This is a genomic window from Pseudomonas sp. GQ91 (genome assembly GCF_059758795.1).
On sequence record NZ_JCAXED010000046.1, the window covers coordinates 1 to 1,205 of the forward strand.

Here is a 1,205-nt window from a genome sequence, read left to right on the forward strand (position 1 = left end):
ACGAACAACATCGGCGTGAATCCCGTGCCCCAGGCTATCGTCTGGCAGGGCAGTGATTTAGTCATCGGTTTCGAACTGGCATTGGCCTGTTCGGGATAGCCCTTTTAGTGTTCGCCGTACTTAGCCTGGTGCTCATCGACCCTGAACGCAGTCGCCGAAAATTCAACGCCTACCTTCTTAAGTCGGGTCCGTCGGCCACCTGCCTGGCGCAAGTCGCGCAGCGATTAACCCAGCCCCCTTGTCGTGTTTGTCACGACTGTTAATAGGACATCCTTGATGGACGTATCCTGCTTTTCACAAAGCTACGCCGAAGCTCGGCAAAAATTCCTGCATGCCTGCGCTAATGCGGATCTGGAAGTTGAAGTCCGCGTTCATCCGTTACCGGGCCGCGATGGAGAAGAGCTGGCACTTGATGTCGCGCTTCTTGGTTCTCCCACAGCGACTAACCTGCTGGTAGTGAGCAGCGGCGTTCATGGCGTTGAAGGCTTCTGCGGTTCAGCTGTTCAGGTGGATCATCTGCGCAATAACGATTGGACCGAGCATTGCCGTGCTCAGAATATGGCTGTGCTGTATCTGCATGCGATCAACCCTTACGGCTTCTCCTGGTTGCGTCGCGTCAACGAAGACAATGTTGATATCAATCGTAACTTCATCGACTTCGACCAGCCGTTGCCCGGCAACTTTGAATACCGCTCGATCGCCCCGTTACTGGTGCCACGGCGTCAACCGCCTACGCTGTTCAGTACCCTCGGACTCGCCGGATATGCGTTACGCCACGGCACCAAAGCCTTGCAGTCAGCCATCACCCGCGGTCAACACAGCGACCCTGACGGCCTGTTTTTTACGGGCACCCAACCTACGTGGAGCAACTTGCAAGTTCGTCAGATCATTCGACGTTATGGTGCTCATTGCCGGCGCATCGGCTGGATCGACGTGCATACAGGCCTTGGCGCGTATGGCGTGGGTGAGCGCATCTACAAAGGACACAACACCTCGGACGATATTGCCCGGGCGCGCAACTGGTGGGGCACACAGGTCACCATCAGTACCGAAGGTACTTCATCGTCAACCGTTTTAAACGGCACGCTGGATTTAGCCGTCATGCAAGAATGCCCCAACGCGCAATACAACGGCCTGACCCTTGAGTACGGTACCAAACCCGGGCCTCAGGTACTCAAGGCGCTGCGTGCCGACCAATGGCTGCA

Annotated in this window: 1 protein-coding gene; it reads left to right on the forward strand. The window is 56.3% G+C overall.

The genetic code is table 11. From position 1 onward, the window contains the following. Nucleotides 1-276 precede the first annotated feature (276 nt). Nucleotides 277-1,205, forward strand: a 929-nt coding sequence (locus tag AC6CIA_RS26330) for a M14 family metallopeptidase (protein ID WP_498316073.1), incomplete at its 3' end; no start/stop codon positions are given.